We start from the raw sequence: 14,464 nt of genomic DNA, 5'->3' as shown, positions 1-14,464 counted from the left end.
GTGACTCGATACGGCGTCAAAGATCGAACAGTGCTTTGGCGATGATGTTTCGCTGAATTTCGGCCGTCCCGCCATAGATCGAGCAAGCCCGCCGATAGAAGACCTCTGCCGCCAGGCCTGGCGCGTATTCAGGTCCGATGAACTGGGCCTCGCGCAGTTCTCGCTCTTCATTCGGATCGGGATAGAACACGGCGCCATAATCGCCGATCACCTCCAGCAGCATCTCCGTGAGCTTCTGATGGAGTTCGGATCCGCGCACTTTGAGCATGGAGCCGATCGCCATACCGCCACTGCGCTCGTCTATCCCTTGATGCAGGATTTTCTGCACCGCCATGTCGATAGCGCGAACCTCCAATTCGTGCTGCGCGAAACGTGCCGCAAACGTCGGATCCTGCATCAATGGCTTGCCGGCCATCCGTTCGCGCGAGGCGTAGTGCCGGATCTTGCGCAGATAGCGCTTGAGTGCAGGCGCTTCGGCGCCAAGAAACGCCCGCTCGTTAAAGAGCAGAAACTTGGTGTATCCCCACCCCTTGTTGACCTCGCCGATAAGGTTTTCAGCGGGCACACGCACGTTGTCGTAGAAGACTTCCGCCAGGTGATGGCAGCCGTCGAGCGACGCGATCGGCCGTACGGTAACGCCCGGCGACGACATGTCGAGCAGCAGGAAGGAAATGCCCTTTTGTGGCTTCGCATCGCTATCCGTGCGGACCAGCACGAAATTCCATTGACCATAGGCGCCGAAGCTGGTCCAGATCTTCTGTCCATTGACGATGTAGTGGTCTCCATCGAGAACCGCCGTCGTTCGTAGCGATGCAAGATCGGAACCCGAGCCCGGCTCTGAAAAACCCTGTACCCAGAACACTTCACCACGCTGGATAGGAGGAAGAAAGCGCCGCTTCTGCTCTTCGTTGCCAAACTCGCAAATCACGGGTCCGACGAGCGACACGCCCGCCTGATTCTGTATCGGTGCGCCGGCCAGATAGCACTCTTCCTCGAAGATGTAACGCTGCATCGCGGTCCACCCTGTGCCGCCGTCAGCAACCGGCCAATGCGGCACTGACCAGCCGCGCGTTTCGTGCAAGATGCAAGTCCAGCGCTGTGAATCGTCGTCACCTGCCAGAAAGCCCTGCTGCCCGCGAAAGGCCAGCTCGGCCGGCAAATGCTCGTTGAGGAACGCACGAACTTCTTTGCGGAACGCGATGTCCGCGGGATCTACGCGAAAATCCATTGTTTAGCTTCCAGCGTTTTCAGTACGTTGAACTCGATCTGCGCCCGCTGCTGCGCCAGCGTTGCCGACCAATGTGCGCGGCGTGGGCGGCACGCAATAAAGCTCGTCCACGACACCGCGCCGTCGCTCGAGCACATTGCGTTGGCTGATTGCGCTCTTTGCACTCAATTCGCCGTTATCGAGCGTCGGCTGCTCGCTTTCGAGCACGATGCGCGCAATGCGCGTAGAGCTGCCTCCAGGACGCGCGGCGAGCTGGTCGAGTCCGGTCTGGAAGAACGCGCGCACGCCGCGACTGTTGATGATCTGGTCGGCGTCCGGCATCGGATCGAGAAGGTCGTCGCAAAGCGCACGGCACGCTTCGATGTCAGGGAACACGAGCGCGCTCAGGTAGTCGCGGTCGTGCCCCGCAATCACGATATCCCGCGCATACGGGCCCAACACGTTCAGCGCGTACAGTCGCAACTCGGCGACGTTGACCCAAGTGCCCGAGGACAGCTTGAAATTTTCCGCGATCCGTCCGTCGAAGCGCAGTCCAAGTTCGAGGCGCTGCGGGTCGATGAACGTTGCTGCGTCACCGGAGCGGAAATAGCCTTCCTCGTCGAACGCGGCGGCGGTGCGCTCGGGATCTTTCCAGTAGCCGGGCGTCACACAGTCGCCGAGGAAACGGATTTCCAGCTTCGCGCCGACCGGCGCCACCTTCACTTTGACGCCGGGCACGGGCAACCCCGCAATCGCTTCCCGTCGCGGATCCCAGGCCGCAGATAGCGGCGTTGGGCCCGCTTCCGTGCTGCCGATGCCCGACATGATGAGCACACGCTGGCCGATGGTACGCACCGCGAGTTCGTCGAGTTGAGCCCAGATGTATTTCGGCAGACTTGCGCCGCCGTAGTAGATGAGCGCGAGTTTGCTGAAGAATTTCTCGCGCAGAGCCTTGTCCGCCTGCAGATGCGGAATGAGCGAGGCCAACCCTTGCGGCGTATTGAGGTAGACCGCCGGCGCGATTTCACGCAATGCCTGCACCGTCGGGCCAATTTCCTCCGGCGTTGGCTTGCCTGGGTCCAGGTAGTAAGTCCCCCCGCCGTACAGCACCATGCCGAAGTTATGCGTGCCGCCAAAGGTGTGATGCCAAGGCAGCCAATCGACGAGATCCGATGGTCCGTCCTGAAGAAACGCGAACACCTGGGCGACTTGCTGTCGATTGCTGCACAACATGCGCTGCGGGTAGATCACGCCTTTCGGTGCGCCGGTCGTTCCCGAAGTAAACATGATCTTGCCCACCGTATCCGGGCCGACTGCCTTGAACGCCTCGTCGACGTCGGCTGTAACCGGCGTCTTCAGCCACTCCGCGACGCGCGAACCGCCACGACCCTCCGGCAACGGACCGACGACGACACATTCCACGTCGCCGAACACCTCACGCAATGCGCGGCCATACTGCGCGCCGTCCTCCGCGAAGACGAGGCCGGGCGTGCATACCGCCGCGAGTTGCCTGAGCTTCGAAAAGTCCCGCGATAACAGCGAATACGCGGGCGTCACCGGGATATAGGGAATCCCGACGTGCAATGCGGCGAGCGCGAAGAGCGCGTGTTCAAAGCTTCGATCGGAGAGAATCATCAACGGACGAGACGGCGACAATCCTCGATCGAGCAGCGCCTGCCCCAGCGCACGCGCATCGTCGAACGCCTGGCGGTAGGTCAGAGACTCCCATGACTTGCCGTCCGGCGTCCGCCGCGCGAGCAACGCGCGCTCGGGCGTGACGCTCGCCCAGTGTTCGAGCCGCTCCGTCAAGCGGACGGGATACGCCTGGAGCGGTTCCTTCAGTTCATACACCACGCTTCCATCTGGCCTTCGCTCGACGATGGCATCCATGCTGCCGACGCGAATCGGGCGAAACGGCACATCCATCAGGGCATCGTGCGAAGCCGTACCTGCATCCATCTGAGTCGTCCTGTTGTTATCTGGCAAATCATGTCCCGCGAGCGCTCGCATCGCCTTCCGATACCTGGAAATGTTGCGGGCCAGTTTCAACCAATAATTGAACGTCGATCATCTTGCTGAACCAGAATAACGCGAAATCCCAGCCACGTCTATCCGTTGTCACCCACGAGGAAGGCCTGATAGCACACACGCAATCTGGCGCGAACGACGTGCGCAATGTTCGGCACGATCGCAGCTTTGCGCATCGCACAACAACGTGGACAGCAAACAAGAAATGCGCTACTTTCCGAACGTCATTCGTATTGTTAAACATGACACCGGATCGTAACCGATTACCGGAACCAAGGAGCCATCATGTCGGAAGAGGTTGTCGTCACCGCTGCCGTTCGCACCGCTATTGGAGACTTCGGTGGCGCGCTGTCGAGCATTCCGCCCACGACGCTAGGCGCAACCGTCGTTCGCGCGCTGCTCGAGCGTTCGAATCTGCCGGGTGAAGATGTGGGTCAAGTGGTGTTCGGCAACGTGATCCATACCGAGCCTCGCGACATGTATCTCGCGCGCGTCGCCGCGATGGAAGGCGGTGTCAGCGCGGAAGCACCGGCACTGACGCTCAACAGGCTATGCGGCTCCGGCCTCCAGGCAATCATCTCCGCTGCGCAAGCTATCGCGCACGGCGACACGGAAATTGCGATCGGCGCTGGTGCAGAAAGCATGTCGCGCGCGGCATACGTTGCGAGCGGCGCGCGTTGGGGTTCGCGCATGGGCGACATCCGCCTGGTCGACATGATGGTCGGCGCGTTGACCGATCCGTTCAGCGCTTGCCATATGGGCGTAACCGCGGAGAACGTCGCAAAGAAGTACGGCATTTCGCGCGACGACCAGGACCTGCTCGCCGTAGAATCGCACCGGCGCGCTGCGCAAGCTATTCATGACGGCAACTTCCGCGAGCAGATCGTGCCCGTAGCACTGCGCACGAAAAATGGCGAAACCGTTTTTGACACCGATGAGCATGTGCGGTCGGGCACGACCATCGCCGATCTCGCCAAATTGCGCCCAGCCTTCCAGAAAGACGGTACGGTCACGGCCGGCAATGCGTCGGGCCTCAACGACGGCGCGGCTGCAGTCCTGCTGATGGCCCGTCGCACCGCCGAACAACGGGGCCTTCGTCCGCTTGCGCGACTCGTTTGCTGGGCTCACGCGGGCGTCGATCCGCAATACATGGGCATCGGCCCGGTCCCCGCGACACGCAAGGCGCTACAGCGCGCAGGGTTGACCGTCGCAGATCTGGATGTGATCGAAGCGAACGAGGCGTTTGCCGCTCAAGCTTGCGCCGTGGCGAAGGAGCTGGAACTCGACAGCGCAAAGGTCAACCCGAACGGATCGGGCATCTCGCTCGGCCATCCGATCGGCGCAACCGGCGCCGTGATTGCGGTCAAGGCCATTCACGAGTTGCATCGTCGCGGTGGGCGCTATGCGCTCGTGACAATGTGCATCGGCGGAGGTCAAGGCATCGCGGCCATCTTCGAGCGCATTTAGGGCTTCGTTCGCACAGCGTTATCCATTCAACCAGAGGGACAAACGTGGTACGCCCCGAACAACGACTCCACCCGCAACGGCAGCCGGTGGCACCACGCCCCGCTGCGACGATGCTCTTGCTACGCGACGCGCAATACGAGCGTTCGCGCGCCATTGAAGTGCTGATGACACGACGTTCGGCGCAAGCGAGCTTCGCGCCGGGCGCGTTTGTCTTTCCTGGTGGCGCAATCGACCCGTCCGATGGACGAATCGCCGGCGGCGTACGACGGCGCCCCACGCAAGACGATACTCAAGCGGTTCAGGCCGTGGCCGCCATTCGGGAAACATTCGAAGAGCTCGGTGTGCTGCTGGCATGGCGACACGACGGCGGTTTCGTCGACGACCACGATATTGCGAAGCTAGACCGGGCAACAGCGATCGAAGACCATTGCTCGCAGCACGGTCTCACACTCGCCGCGGATGTGGTCTATCCGTTTGCGCATTGGGTCACCGATCGTGATCTGCCGCGGCGCTTTGACGTGCAGTTTTTCGTGGCGCGCATGCCCGTCGGTCAAACCGCTGTCGCGGACGGCGCCGAGCAGTTCGAACCCGTGTGGCTCCGTCCCGACGAGGCACTGGCGCGTCATGCCTCGGGCGACTTCACGATGATCTTCCCGACCGTGCGAACGCTCGAACGCCTTCGCCCGTTCAACTCGGTTGATGCACTGCTTACGGCGTGCAGTTCTGAAAGGTCGCTGTGGAGCAGTTGTCCGCGCGGTGGGTTGAGCTCAGGCAGTGTCGTGCGCTGCATGGAAGGCGACCCCTCATACGGGGAACTGCGTCTCGTGTGCCCCGACGGTCAGGTGCTCCACTCTCTGGATTGGCGATCGACGCAAACCGCCCCGCTTCTGAGAAACGTGATGCGGTTGACCGCCAGCAACAGCGGCTTGATGACGGGCCCAGGCACGAATAGCTACATCGTCGGCACGGTGGCGACCGGCTTCATCGTGATCGATCCGGGGCCGGACGACCGGGCGCATCTTCAACGCATCTTCGCGGCTACGGGCGGCGATATTCGAATGATCGTCTGCACGCACTCCCACGTGGACCACGCACCCGGGGCGAGGCCACTGCAGTCCATGTGTCCGCACAAGCCACCCGTCCTCGGTCGGTCGGCCGGACCTGCCGACAGGGCAAGCCATCACTTCGTTCCGGACCGCGAATTGCTCGATGGCGATTTGCTGACACTCGCGCATGACGGCGAGACGCATCGATTGCTCGTCGTCTCGACACCGGGGCACGCAAGCAACCACGTGTGCCTGGTCCTTCTGGAAGACGGACTGCTATTCAGCGGCGATCACATTCCGAATGGCAGCACGACCATCATCGATCCTCCCCACGGCAACATGACGGCGTACCTTACGTCACTCGACCGGTTGAACGCGATTTGCACCGAACGTGAGATCGACTTTATTCTGCCCGCACATGGGTACGTGCTGGACCGACCGCATGACCAGATCGCCCGCCTCAAGGCACACCGTCTCGCCCGGGAAGCAAAGATCGCCGGCGCGGTAAAGGCACTGCCGACCGGTTCGATCGACGACTGGCTGCGTCTTGCTTATACCGATGTTCCCGAAAGGCTCTGGCCAGCGGCATCCCGGTCGCTGCTGGCGCATCTCGAACGACTCGACGAACAAGGTCGTCCGACTTCGCAGGCCTGATTGCGATCGTCATGCATGCATCGGCTGCCACGCCCGCTAAAACCGGGGACACGGTCAGCCTGGTTCGACGGCGTCTTTTTGCGGACTCAGCTCTCTTCTACAAGCGCGGCCAGTCGGCCATGAATGAGTGCGCGCGCCTCGCCGACCATCCGACTCACGAGTTCCGCGCAGGTGGGAATATCCTCGATAAGCCCGATTGCGAGGCCAGCCGGAAACGTTCCGTCTTCGGTGTCACCCGTCTCGTACACTCGCTTACCGCGCTCACCGCTCACCAGCGGCTTGAGATCCGCAAACGTCACACCCTCTTTTTGCTCGAGTTCCAACACCTGCTCCGCTACCGAATTCCTGAAGATACGCGACGTGTTCTTCAGCGTGCGGAAGATCAACGCCGTATTGCGCTCGTCATTCTCTACGAGCCTGCGCTTGACGTTCTCGTGAATCGGCGCCTCCCGCGTTGCCATGAAGCGCGTACCCATATTGATCCCATCCGCGCCGAGCGCGAGCGCGGCGACCATGCCGCGCGCATCGGCAATGCCGCCTGACGCAAGCATCGGAATATGCAGTTTCGCGGCCGCGGCCGGCAACAGGATCAGATTGGGCACGTCGTCCTCGCCCGGATGTCCGGCGCACTCGAATCCGTCCACGCTCACGGCGTCGCAGCCCAACGCCTCCGCTTTCAGCGCGTGACGCACCGACGTGCACTTGTGGATGACCTTGATCCCCGCAGCCTTGAATGCGGGCATATATGGCTCGGGATTGCGCCCCGCCGTCTCGACGATCTTCACACCGTTCTCCACGACCGCTTGCACGTACTCGTCGTACGGCACTGGCTTGATCGTCGGCAGAATGGTCAGATTGACGGCGAACGGCTGATCCGTCAGTGAGCGAACCCGAACGATCTCGTTGCGCAGCGCCTCGGGCGTGGGCTGCGTCAGAGCGGTGATGGTGCCGAGCGCACCGGCGTTCGAGACGGCAGCGGCAAGTTCAGCGCGACCCACCCACATCATGCCCCCTTGAACAATAGGGTATCGAATCCCAAGCAGCTCTGTAATGCGCGTTTTCATGTGCTGATCCCTGGTAAGTGCAACCTGATTTTTCGACCCGCAGTGTTCGAACGTCGCGTGTGAGGCGAACCGGTCGTTTGTATTTACGAACACTGTGCAATTATATACACTTCCTCCACATCACCGACACTCGTGTGCCGCACTCGCGGACGCCGATGCGATTGCACGAGGCATGAATGATCAGGAGAGTTGATGAACAAGCGAGACAATCAGATTGGCGCTGAGGAAGTGTCGATTCGCCCCACGCGGGACGAGGCGGAACAAGCCGTGCGCACGCTGATCCGATGGGCCGGTGACGATCCCGAAAGGGAAGGTCTCATTCAAACGCCTGCACGGGTGGCGCGCGCATACCGCGAGTTCTTCTCGGGCTATGACTCCGATCCAATGCAGATTCTCGCCACCACGTTTTCCGAAGTGGATGGCTACGACGAGATGGTGGTGCTAAAGGACATCCGTTTCGAGAGCTACTGCGAACACCATATGGTGCCCATCATCGGACGTGCGCACGTTGCCTATTTGCCCGAGCATCGCGTGGTCGGCATCTCCAAACTCGCGCGCCTCGTCGATGTCTATGCCAAGCGCCTACAGATTCAGGAGAAGATGACCGTTCAGATCGCCGATGCGCTGAACACCGTGCTGCAGCCGAAGGGAGTCGCTGTCATTCTCGAAGCCGCGCATCAGTGCATGAGTACGCGAGGCGTGCACAAGCCCGGCGCATCGCTGGTGACGAGTCGAATGCTGGGCGCATTCCGTGACGATCCTTCCACCCGCCGCGAGTTTCTGTCGATTGTCGGTCACAGCACGATTGCACCATTACCCAATAGCTGAAAGCCAACGTCGGCTTCCTGCCGACGTTGGCTTTCATGGCATATCGATGCTGGTGTCCGTAGTGGCAAGCGTCGTTGCAGGCTTGCGTCTGGCCTTAAACCTCGCTGGGTTGGCGTGTCTTTAAAGGCCGTTCGTAAGAGACGTCTTCACGATTTCGTGCACTGACGCCATTGCCCATCAGGATTTCGCGCCACGCAGAGGGCACTTCCGCAGGGCTCAGTTCGTTGATCGCTTCGGAGATGCAGACACGGGCGGCAATCGCCCATACGCCATCACGCTTTTCGAAGCGGTCGATATAGCGCCCCACCGCTAGCGTGTCTGGCTTGACGCGATTTTCTCCGAAGAAAAGCCAGTACGTCTCTCCGTGCGCCTCGTCGCCCTGCAATTCGACGCTGTGATTGAACACCATATGGTGGTGCGACAACTGATGCTCGGTATGGTACGCAAAGGCCCAGTCGACGAATTCCTCTGCGTTCCCGACGAATGCGCCGTGGTCGTCGATTGCGTCCGGATGGTACGCCGACAGCGTCAACTTCCGGTCTATGCGATCGACCCCGCGGCAATAGCGGTGTACGCATTCGAGTATGTCCTGCTTATCCAACAGTGCTTCGACGCGCGCGCTCAGTTCTTCATTCATGGCTTCTACCGTTAGATAGTCATGGCGACAAAAAAGACGACCGCACCGATCACGGCGCCAATGAAGCAATAACCCTCGCCTGTCGACAAGTCGGCTTCCTGCGCTCGCGCACGGCTCGCAATCGCACATCCGATGATGCCCGCCAATGCCGTCGCCCCGAGCACGGCAAACATCATCACGACGTCGAAGAGTGCGGACCGGCCTAGCTCTTCCATGCGCACATCGCGTTGCAGCAGCCAGACCGCCGCCGCCGAAATCGACAGGAGAATGAGTGGGAGCCATACTCTACGCGCTTCCCGAGCGCTCTCGCGAGTCAGCGTTTTCATCGCGCCCGGCCCTCCGTCCGCAGCTTGCCCAGAGCACGAGGCGCCACCGCGCCCAACACGCGCGCCACCCAATTCGATTGTTTTGCGCGAGCCGATTCGTCCGACGACGCAGCACCCTTTTCAGCGCGCTGGCGACGATAGTCGTACGTATAGTCGGCAAGAGGACCGCGTAAATCGCTGTCGAGAAAGTACATCGCATGTCTCCGATCAGGCTTATGCCTCTCGGGCGCTTGCATGGCGCCTCTTGATGGACATCCTAGGCCATGGAATATGGTTATGCAACAAGTCGTTCAATTAATGGCGTCGGTGTTTTCACTACCCGACAAGGCACAGTCCGACGCGCATGCGCGAGCGCCCGCCACACACATGGACGTGTGTGCGAACGGGTCGGCAATCAATCGGGGAAAGGGAATTGCAGCGCTAAGCTGCGTTCTCGACGCAGCTTAGCGATCCGAACATGACACGCAGACGAGTGATCAGGAGACCTGGAAGCCGCCGTCGACAGCGAGAAGCTGACCGGTGACGTAGTCCGATGCCGGCGACGCGAAAAACAACACTGCCCTGGCGATATCGGAGGCGACGCCGATGCGGCCCAGCGGCATGCGACCAGGTTGGGTGATCGGCCCGTGAGCCTGATGAACCTTCGTCGATGCGGCCGCGCCCTCGGTTGCCACGCCGCCGGGCAGCACTGCGTTCACGCGAATTCCGTCTGCTGCGAATTCGAGCGCTGCCACCTTGGTGAGGTTGTTAACGCCAGCCTTCGACGCGCCGTAGTCACCGTTGTCGAAAATCACCGGCTGCAGCGAAGCCACTGACGAAATATTGATAATGGAACCGCCGTTTTTGGCACCTTGCATTCGCTTGATCGCTTCGCGCATGCAGAGGAAGGTGCCGCGCAAGTTGATGCCGAGCACCTTGTCCCACTTTTCTACCGACGTCTCGACGAATTGCGTCTTCGGATAGATGCCCGCGTTGTTCACGAGAATGTCGAGGCGCCCAAGTTTGGCCTGCACCGTTTCGTACATCGCAAGAATCGACGATTCATCGCCGATGTCCACTTTGATCGCGATAGCCTTGCCAGACGCACTTTCGATTTGCCTGGCCGTCTGCTGCGCCGCTTCCTCATTCAGGTCCGCCGCGACCACCGCCGCGCCGGCCGACGCCAGCAGCAAAGCCGTCTCGCGGCCGATGCCTGAGCCTGCCCCTGTTACCACCGCCACTTTCTGATCGAGATTGAAAAGACTCGCCACATTCGTGCTCATTGCTCCTCCTTTGGCTCGCCACGCGAGCGGGTTGTTTTCTGAACGTCATTCGCAAAGATAAACACACCACTTTGGAGTGTCAAGACGAATGAGAAGCGGATGACGAAAGGAGCAGCATGGAAGAAGCTGTCGAGCAGCGCGAGCGCGTATCACCCCGCCGCCGGCGACGCGATATCGCGCATGATGTCGAGCATAGAACGGTGGTAGGGCTTGTGAGGTCTATCGGACCACACCAGCGACACCTCAGTTTCGCCTGCAGCCGGAACATCCTCGATGTCGACGAAGGCGACACCCTCCACGGGCAGGTATCGCGCCGAGTCCAGCATTAGACCGACGCCCAGTTCATGAGACACGAGGTTGAGCATCGTGTATGGATGGCGCGCTTGCTGGGTCACCCGCGGCGACAGCCCCGCCTCGCGGCGCGCTGTCTCGAACGCAGCGAACAGCGGCTGCGACATCTGCTGAGGGAACATGATGAGCGGGTATCGCGCGAGATCCGCGATACGAATTGAAGGCTGCGCCGCCACGGGCCACTTCGCCGGAACCGCGGCCACCACACGCAGACGCTCGATGACCACGCTTTCCAAACCGGAGACGTCCGCCGAGCTGGTGACTACCACGCCCAGGTCGATGCTGCCGTTTTTCACGCTGGCGACGGTCAAAGCACTGCCGCGCTCGATCAACCGGACGTCAACGCCCGGCCATTGCTTGCGAAGCCCCTGAATGGCTAGCGGCATGATTCGCAGTGCACACATCGGCACGAACGCTACGCTCAGGCTCGCCAGTTCGTCGGCTGCTTGCCGTACGCGCCGCTCGGCCAGCTCCGCTTGCGCGATCAGTGGCTTCGCTTCCGCGAGCAACGCGGCTCCGGCGGCTGTGAGCGAAACGCCTCGCGGTGTACGCTCGAGCAGCTTGATACCAAGCTGCTCCTCCAGCCGCATGATCGACTGGCTGAGCGGCGGCTGCGCCATGCCTAGGCGCGCAGCCGCACGGCCAAAGTGCTGGGTCTCCGCAACCGCAACGAAGTGTCTGAGATGCCGCAATTCCATGACGTGATATTGCTTTGATATCGGGTGTCCCCAGCATATCGCCTTTGTCCCGTTACGGTGCACTACGGACGAACCCTGGTCATATCGGGTGCGCACTATGTTGACGTCCAGCACCGTTCAACATACATTTTAGAATGTCGTTCTACAATACGAACCACGTCCAAGGCGACTCGGGTGAGTCGCATCCGCTATCAATAGCCGCGCCGCCGCGGTTAAACAGGAGACACAAGTGAATAGCCTCGAAGAAAAACTTGCCTATGGTTTAAAGGTATTCGGCGAAATCATGGGTGAAGACAAGGCAGCCGGCTTACAGGCCGCAAGCGAATCCACCGGTTTCGGATCCGACATTTCACGCCTTGCCATTAACTACGCGTTCGCGGATGTCTGGGGCGACGACAAACTCGAGCGCAAGCAGCGCAGCCTCGTCACGCTGGGCATTCTCATCGCGAGCCGGCAGACGCTCGAACTGAAGAACCACGTCCGCATTGCCGTGCGCAACGGTCTGAGCGCACGCGAACTCGAAGGGGTGCTCATTCAGGCGCTTCCGTATGCCGGGTTCCCAGCCGTCGCCTCCGCGACCACGGCCGTTCTGGAGACACTGCGGGAACTTGGCATCGACACCACGACCCGCACTTCGGAAGAACGCGGATTGCTGTGAGCCGACATCAGAGCGCCCCGCGACCAAAGGAGACAATTTATGAGCACACCAGGCGTGGATATCGTGCCGACGATGCGGGAATTCAACGTTTCCAATGACCTGCTCGGCAATCACGCCGGGTTGCAAGAGCGCTGGAAAGAAGACGGCTACCTGTTCTTTCGCGACGTTCTCGACCACGAGCCGCTGGAGCGCATGCGCGGTCTGCTTGTTGATCACCTCGACAGCAACGGCTTCGTGGACCGCAACGACCGGGACGTGCGATGGACTGGCAAAGACCGCGAAAATTTCAGCTTTTTTCCCGTGAAGGCGATGAACGAGCAGCGTGCGGCACGCACCGTGATGGACGACCCCGCGGTTCGTGCATTCTTTCAGCGGCTGTTCGGCGTACCGCTTTATTGGGTACCTTTCACCGAATACCGCACCTCGCCGCCCGCTATCGACAAAAGCCGCACACGGTTCGACTTCATTCATGAAGATGCGATCTACAGCGACCGCCTCGATTTCATTATCTGCTGGATTCCGCTCAGCGATATCGATGCGCAAGTCGGCGGATTGGCCGTCGCGGAAGGATTGCATAAGCTTCCGTGCCTGCACAGGAAGGACGGCGACAAGATCGTTCCCATCGATCTCGCGAGCGTGCCAGAAGACGCATGGCGCCGCACGAACTACCGCGTGGGCGACGTCCTGTTGATGAGCCGACGCACGCCGCACTCCGGTCTCAGCAATCATTCGGACCGTTTTCGTCTGTCACTCGACACGCGCATCCTGCCGCACGGCGGAAGTTTCCCGTTTGAGCCCCGCCTGCCCTATGTGGGCACGCTGACGTCGATCGCATCGGACCAGATCGTCGTGCGCGACGCGCATGGTGAACATGTGTTGCGACTCGACGACACGAGTTATCTGCGCGGCCTCCAGGGCAACCGCCTGCGCGGAGACGAAATTGCCGGGGTTTATCAGCCGGGATCCGAGGTGATCGTTGCACATGAAGGCGGCCTCGTTCAAACGCTGCGCCCGCAGCATTGATCGTCGTGTCAGGCGCGAAGACGAAGCTTCGTCTTTGCGCCTCGCGCCATTCGCCTTGCTCTCTGGCGTGGCAACTCTGAAGCATCGATCACTGGCATCCTTTGCTCGCTGTTTTGTGAACATCGTGCTAATATCGGAACGAATGCTTGTGAGCAACCAGGCCACGAGCCTGCAATGGCTGTCACAGGGTTAGCGGCATCGCGCGAGCCGCCCAGGCGTGACACGCCTGGGCCAACGTCTAACGTTCGACCTCGGGACAAGTCATGATCGATTCATCCGCCGCGGTACTCGTCATCGGCGCCACTGGCGCACAAGGAGGCGCCGCGGCTCGCCATCTTCTTGCGGCTGGACGCAAGGTACGCTTCCTGACACGAAATCCAGACTCGCCGGCTGCGCGGGCACTCGTCGAAATGGATGCGCAGGCGCTACGGGGAGATCTGGACGACCGCGACTTGCTCGCAAAAGCGATGGAGGGCGTCGTTTCCGTCTTCTCCGTTCTCCTGCCTGATTTTGAACGCAGCGACAGGGAACGCCGCCAGGGTTTTGCGCTCGTCAACGCAGCGCGCAACGCGGAGGTCCCGCAGTTCGTTCACACCTCCGTGGCGCAGGCCGGCAATCATGAGACGTTTCCTGGCTGGAGCGAGAAACGTTGGAACCGAAAATACTGGACGGACAAATGGGAAGTGGAAGAGGCCGTTCGCGCCGCGGGTTTCGAATCGTGGACGGTCTTGCAACCGGCATTCATGATGGACAATCTCGCTGAGCCAAAAGCGGGCACGATGTTTCCGCACCTGCGCGAAGGCTTGCTGCTCAGCGCGTTGCTACCCGACGCACGACTCGACTGGATTGCCGCCGACGACGTGGGCGCGCTCGCGGGCAGCGCGCTAAACGATCCGCAACGCTGGCACGGTGAGACCGTGCCGCTGGCGTCGGAAAGACTCACGATGTCTGAAGTGGCGAATCGCCTCGGCAACGTTCTGGGCGCACAGATCAACGTTTTGCACGTGTCACCGGATGAAGCCCGAGCAAAGGGTCTCGCACCCGGATGGGTGAATGCGCAAGAATGGATCAACGCGGTCGGGTACCGCGTCGATATCGATTCGCTCTCCAAACGTGGTGTCAAGCTCACCCCGATGGTGGACTGGATCGATGCGAATCGACAGCACATCGTACTCGCATAGCTGGTCGATGGACCGCGTGTGCAAGCCTCAGGCA

General features: G+C 60.9%; 14 protein-coding genes. 6 read left to right on the top strand and 8 right to left on the bottom strand.

Annotated features, from left to right (window positions below):
* Nucleotides 1-16: 16 nt before the first annotated feature.
* Entirely contained in the window at nucleotides 17-1,228 is a 1,212-nt protein-coding gene (locus OKW44_RS03115) for an acyl-CoA dehydrogenase family protein (RefSeq protein WP_018425537.1), read from the bottom strand.
* A 3-nt stretch (nucleotides 1,229-1,231) separates the two neighbouring features.
* The gene (locus tag OKW44_RS03110) at nucleotides 1,232-3,166 is read right to left on the bottom strand and encodes an AMP-binding protein (RefSeq protein ID WP_084754459.1); all 1,935 of its coding nucleotides are present in this window, start codon (nucleotides 3,164-3,166) and stop codon (nucleotides 1,232-1,234) included.
* A 354-nt stretch (nucleotides 3,167-3,520) separates the two neighbouring features.
* Between OKW44_RS03110 and bktB the strand changes: the two genes are divergently transcribed.
* On the top strand, nucleotides 3,521-4,702 hold the full coding sequence (gene bktB / locus OKW44_RS03105) for a beta-ketothiolase BktB (RefSeq protein WP_018425539.1): 1,182 nt from the start codon (nucleotides 3,521-3,523) through the stop codon (nucleotides 4,700-4,702).
* 44 nt (nucleotides 4,703-4,746) lie between these two features.
* Nucleotides 4,747-6,402, top strand: a complete 1,656-nt coding sequence (locus tag OKW44_RS03100; protein ID WP_026226714.1) for an MBL fold metallo-hydrolase — start codon at nucleotides 4,747-4,749, stop codon at nucleotides 6,400-6,402.
* 86 nt (nucleotides 6,403-6,488) lie between these two features.
* On the opposite strand, the gene OKW44_RS03095 is transcribed toward OKW44_RS03100, so the two are convergent.
* Nucleotides 6,489-7,466 (bottom strand): NAD(P)H-dependent flavin oxidoreductase, encoded by a 978-nt coding sequence (locus OKW44_RS03095; RefSeq protein ID WP_026226715.1) that lies wholly within the window; start codon nucleotides 7,464-7,466, stop codon nucleotides 6,489-6,491.
* A 192-nt stretch (nucleotides 7,467-7,658) separates the two neighbouring features.
* Between OKW44_RS03095 and folE the strand changes: the two genes are divergently transcribed.
* Nucleotides 7,659-8,294, top strand: coding sequence for a GTP cyclohydrolase I FolE (gene folE / locus OKW44_RS03090; protein WP_018425542.1), 636 nt, complete (start codon nucleotides 7,659-7,661; stop codon nucleotides 8,292-8,294).
* A gap of 94 nt (nucleotides 8,295-8,388) precedes the next feature.
* Here folE and OKW44_RS03085 read toward each other — a convergent pair whose 3' ends face one another.
* The 5 genes from OKW44_RS03085 to OKW44_RS03065 form a co-directional block, all read right to left on the bottom strand.
* Nucleotides 8,389-8,931: a nuclear transport factor 2 family protein gene (locus tag OKW44_RS03085; protein ID WP_018425543.1), complete on the bottom strand. Its 543-nt coding sequence runs from the start codon at nucleotides 8,929-8,931 to the stop codon at nucleotides 8,389-8,391.
* 11 nt (nucleotides 8,932-8,942) lie between these two features.
* Nucleotides 8,943-9,257 carry a hypothetical protein gene (locus OKW44_RS03080; protein WP_018425544.1) on the bottom strand — a complete coding sequence of 105 codons (315 nt, stop codon included), beginning with the start codon at nucleotides 9,255-9,257 and terminating at the stop codon, nucleotides 8,943-8,945.
* Nucleotides 9,254-9,451: a hypothetical protein gene (locus tag OKW44_RS03075; protein ID WP_018425545.1), complete on the bottom strand. Its 198-nt coding sequence runs from the start codon at nucleotides 9,449-9,451 to the stop codon at nucleotides 9,254-9,256. The genes OKW44_RS03080 and OKW44_RS03075 overlap by 4 nt, the downstream gene beginning before the upstream one ends.
* Nucleotides 9,452-9,733: 282 nt before the next feature.
* The gene (locus OKW44_RS03070; protein ID WP_018425546.1) at nucleotides 9,734-10,519 is read right to left on the bottom strand and encodes an SDR family NAD(P)-dependent oxidoreductase; all 786 of its coding nucleotides are present in this window, start codon (nucleotides 10,517-10,519) and stop codon (nucleotides 9,734-9,736) included.
* Nucleotides 10,520-10,668: 149 nt separating this feature from the next.
* The gene (locus OKW44_RS03065; RefSeq protein ID WP_018425547.1) at nucleotides 10,669-11,568 is read right to left on the bottom strand and encodes a LysR family transcriptional regulator; all 900 of its coding nucleotides are present in this window, start codon (nucleotides 11,566-11,568) and stop codon (nucleotides 10,669-10,671) included.
* Nucleotides 11,569-11,797: 229 nt separating this feature from the next.
* On the opposite strand from OKW44_RS03065, the gene OKW44_RS03060 reads away from it, so the two are divergent.
* The 3 genes from OKW44_RS03060 to OKW44_RS03050 all read left to right on the top strand — a co-directional run bounded on the left by OKW44_RS03060 (nucleotide 11,798) and on the right by OKW44_RS03050 (nucleotide 14,430).
* The gene (locus OKW44_RS03060; RefSeq protein ID WP_018425548.1) at nucleotides 11,798-12,226 is read left to right on the top strand and encodes a carboxymuconolactone decarboxylase family protein; all 429 of its coding nucleotides are present in this window, start codon (nucleotides 11,798-11,800) and stop codon (nucleotides 12,224-12,226) included.
* A 39-nt stretch (nucleotides 12,227-12,265) separates the two neighbouring features.
* A complete protein-coding gene (locus tag OKW44_RS03055; protein ID WP_018425549.1) occupies nucleotides 12,266-13,249 on the top strand; it encodes a phytanoyl-CoA dioxygenase family protein in 984 nt (327 codons plus the stop codon).
* Nucleotides 13,250-13,512: 263 nt separating this feature from the next.
* On the top strand, nucleotides 13,513-14,430 hold the full coding sequence (locus tag OKW44_RS03050; protein WP_018425550.1) for an NmrA family NAD(P)-binding protein: 918 nt from the start codon (nucleotides 13,513-13,515) through the stop codon (nucleotides 14,428-14,430).
* Nucleotides 14,431-14,464 lie beyond the last annotated feature (34 nt).

The sequence above is a fragment of the Paraburkholderia lebeckiae genome, from assembly GCF_050436325.1.
GTDB lineage: Bacteria > Pseudomonadota > Gammaproteobacteria > Burkholderiales > Burkholderiaceae > Paraburkholderia > Paraburkholderia tuberum.
Note: the sequence above shows the minus strand (reverse complement) of the source record. Positions and strands in the feature narration are given on the sequence as shown.